This window comes from Nocardia pseudovaccinii, from assembly GCF_050942345.1.
In the GTDB taxonomy this organism is placed as follows: Bacteria; Actinomycetota; Actinomycetes; order Mycobacteriales; family Mycobacteriaceae; genus Nocardia; species Nocardia pseudovaccinii.
Genome location: NZ_CP192074.1, coordinates 5,442,100 through 5,445,164 on the forward strand (window position 1 = coordinate 5,442,100; position 3,065 = coordinate 5,445,164).

Consider the following 3,065-nt stretch of genomic DNA (forward strand, 5'->3'; position numbering starts at 1 on the left):
ATTTCTGGGTGCTGAGAATGCGTGCGACTTCGGCAGCCGTGGGGCGTCTGCGGGCACCCGGTGGCAAGCACGCTTCCAAGCCGCCCCACAGATCGGCAGATAACGTGGACAGCTCATATGAACTCACCCCGCCCGTCGAGGCGAACGCCGTTGCGGCGGCGAGCCCGAACACATCATCGGCCGGGCCGACAGGGTATCGACGATGGGCTGCTCTCTCCGCCGTGAGTGTTCCGGAATTGGTACCGCTCGGGATGTCAAATAGCGTGGCTCTGACAGGCCCTTCATGTGGCGCCGATCGTGATCATGCGCTATCCGTAATACTGTCCCTAGGCAGCGCGCGGCCTTTTGAACCACCGACCTGCCGAGCCCTGGCACAATAGAACAATGATGGCAAGTGCGGCCAACAATCCGAAAGGCCCCGGAGAATAACGCACGATATACCAGCCCGCGCTGTCGTCGACAGTGACATCGGAATTTGCCCCCATGGATCCCAATGCCACGAATGCTTGCAAGACCGCCAGAATAATTGCAGTGACACGAACACCATTGCCACCGCGCCGGAAGAAGGAAGCGACGACGGCCAAGACCCAGAAGAAGAAGTAGCCCGTCGTGTTTACGCCTGCAATCTCAGCATCGACGAAGGCGACAAGGCTTACGGTCCCCACCACCCCTATAACGGCAAAGATATTGATGATCCACAACGCCGCGCGGACACTCCCCGGCATAGCCAGGGCCACCGCCGCGGCCGGATCAGATTCCGATTGCTGATACATGTGTTGCGTACATTTCACTAGGGTGTACCGGTATGATCGTTTTTCTGTCGTGGCCGCTGTCCATAGACCCGCCGCTCACTTATTGGAAGAGGCAGCAGACATTCCCCCGGCACTCCGGTTGACCTCATCCACTATCGCCGAGTAGGTAGGTGACGAACATCGGTAGCCCCACAAATAAGCCACGGCCGTCATCTTCTGGCTCAACCGGATCATCCGGGAATGGGCGGCCAATACCCGTAGCGTGGTTCCCGACCGGGGGCTTCACTCTGCCTGGCCACGTCTGGTACTGCCCTATCGGTGAGCGAGACGCCTGCACCCGGACAAGTCGAGGACATGGGTCCCGACCTGGCAGTGAACAGGTGCTTCCGGCCCATTTTTTGCCGCACAAACTATCAGCGGAAGTTCGCTCGCCCTCGAACACACGGCAATGACACAGCTGAGACGATCGTGTGCACGAGCGATCCTTCCAGGACTGATAGCAATTGATAGCATCGGTTGCTATCGTGGAGATATGACGAGAACGATCACACAGGCCGAGCTACGCAACGGCAGCGCTGGCGTGATGGACGCACTCGAAGCCGGCGAGGACTTCGTCATCACCCGCAACGGTCGCGCCGTCGGCGAACTGCGGCCCATCGCGCCACGACGGGACATGGCTGTCGCGGACCTCAAGGCCCGGCTTGCCCGCTTCGCCGATATCAGTAGCGGCACGGCCGAGCGCGCTGAAATCGACGCGGCATTCGGAGAGGACCGCCTCGATGACTGAACCGGAATCGGACAAACGAGTTCCGGTGGGACTGCTGGACACTTGCGTCCTCATCGACATCGGCATCATCGACGAGGCCCAACTGCCGGTTCGAGCGAGGATCAGCACAATCACACTCGCCGAACTGGGCTTGGGCATCGCGGTCGCCGCCACACCGGAAGCGCTGGCAGTGCGCACCGAGCGACTGCTGGAGGTCGAGCATGGTTTCGATGCGCTGCCCTTCGCGTCCGCGGCGGCACGGCGGTTTACCTCCATGGCGAAACTGGTGGTCGCAGCGGGACGAAACCCCAAACCACGCAAGATGGACCTGATGATCGCGGCCGTGGCATCGGTGCATGATCTACCGCTGTTCACCCGCAACGCGGATGACTTCAAAGGCCTGGATCCGTTCTTGACCGTGATATCGGTCTAACAACTCGGGCACTCCAACCTGTGACGATTCGCGCGAGTTGATCTCGAGCGCGGGCAATTCCGTGCACGAGGCCGATCGTGGTTTCGAGCCGCTGGGATCTTGTCGATTGCAGACTCGTCAACCGCATCAGTTCTTCCCAGCCCGCACCGAGTTCGTCGAGCGCAGGCAGGTCGAGTTCGAACTCCCTGCCGAGCCCGTCCAGCAGAGCGACGGATTCGGCTCGCCTCCGCCGCGCGACATCGTCTCGCGCCGCGGACAGGACTTCACGTACACGCGTCAAACTTTCGCTCGACCGTGTGGGCGTCGACAAGCGTGGCGAGGGCTCGGGCGTTGCCGCCGACACACCAGACAGCACCGACATCGAATGTTCGATCGCAGCGTCCAAATCGGCGTTCAGGCGAAAACCCGACTCGTAGAGGTCGGCAACCGTCGTCGCTCGATGCAGCAATCCCCGCACTTCCTCGACGGCCACCACATCGTCCGCACCACCGGCAGTGGCCAGCAGGCGCCGCAACCGAGCGACCAGCAGTGCCGCTCCCGCCGGTGCATCCCACGTCGGCCGGCCGTATTGCTGTGCGGCCCAAAAGATATGCCGATACGAAGGCCCGAGCGAGCCAAGCACTCGTTCGTAGTCTTCTACGGCTATGCCCAGTGCGTACAGCGAGTCAGCCTGTGCCTGCAGGCGATGCGCTACTTCGATCCGATCATCAAATCCGGCAAGACGCGCCAACTCCGCCTCCACGGCCTCGACCGCCTCAGCCCACCTGGCCAGACGCCGAATCTCGTCGGCAAGCCGCACGGTCGCGGCAACTTCGGTGAAAGTTTCTCCGGCACTTGTCAACTCGGGTGTGGCATGCCCCCGTTGCTGCTGGTGAAACAACACATGGTGGATCCAATCATCGTCCGCGACATGACCGCACTCGATACTGAGCATCTCAACCAGATCCGCGCGAATCCGCCGATACTTACTGAACCAGGACTCCCAGGTGGGCGAACCGACCCGCAACAGCTCGTCGGCGCTGATGCCGTGTGGCCGCAGTCGATCAGCGAGTTCTTGCCGCAACTCGTCGGCCCGATTCGCGGCCCGACGTGCCACCTCCCGCCGGATAGCCGG

Annotated in this window: 4 protein-coding genes; 2 read left to right on the forward strand and 2 right to left on the reverse strand. The window is 61.8% G+C overall.

The window, feature by feature from the left end; translation table 11 throughout:
* Window positions 1-326: 326 nt before the first annotated feature.
* Window positions 327-773, reverse strand: a complete 447-nt coding sequence (locus ACQPZ2_RS24565; RefSeq protein ID WP_433520604.1) for a hypothetical protein — start codon at window positions 771-773, stop codon at window positions 327-329.
* Window positions 774-1,284: 511 nt separating this feature from the next.
* On the opposite strand from ACQPZ2_RS24565, the gene ACQPZ2_RS24570 reads away from it, so the two are divergent.
* Entirely contained in the window at window positions 1,285-1,539 is a 255-nt protein-coding gene (locus ACQPZ2_RS24570) for a type II toxin-antitoxin system Phd/YefM family antitoxin (RefSeq protein WP_433520605.1), read from the forward strand.
* Window positions 1,532-1,951 carry a type II toxin-antitoxin system VapC family toxin gene (locus tag ACQPZ2_RS24575; RefSeq protein ID WP_433520606.1) on the forward strand — a complete coding sequence of 140 codons (420 nt, stop codon included), beginning with the start codon at window positions 1,532-1,534 and terminating at the stop codon, window positions 1,949-1,951. Before ACQPZ2_RS24570 ends, ACQPZ2_RS24575 begins: the two co-directional genes overlap by 8 nt.
* On the opposite strand, the gene ACQPZ2_RS24580 is transcribed toward ACQPZ2_RS24575, so the two are convergent.
* Window positions 1,911-3,047, reverse strand: a complete 1,137-nt coding sequence (locus ACQPZ2_RS24580; protein WP_433520607.1) for a hypothetical protein — start codon at window positions 3,045-3,047, stop codon at window positions 1,911-1,913. The genes ACQPZ2_RS24575 and ACQPZ2_RS24580 overlap by 41 nt on opposite strands.
* Window positions 3,048-3,065 lie beyond the last annotated feature (18 nt).

What these genes read in the sequence shown, in the direction of transcription:
- ACQPZ2_RS24565 (WP_433520604.1), bottom strand. Translation starts at nt 773, where the DNA reads ATGTATCAGCAATCGGAATCTGATCCGGCCGCGGCGGTGGCCCTGGCT.
- ACQPZ2_RS24570 (WP_433520605.1), top strand. Translation starts at nt 1,285, where the DNA reads ATGACGAGAACGATCACACAGGCCGAGCTACGCAACGGCAGCGCTGGC.
- ACQPZ2_RS24575 (WP_433520606.1), top strand. Translation starts at nt 1,532, where the DNA reads ATGACTGAACCGGAATCGGACAAACGAGTTCCGGTGGGACTGCTGGAC.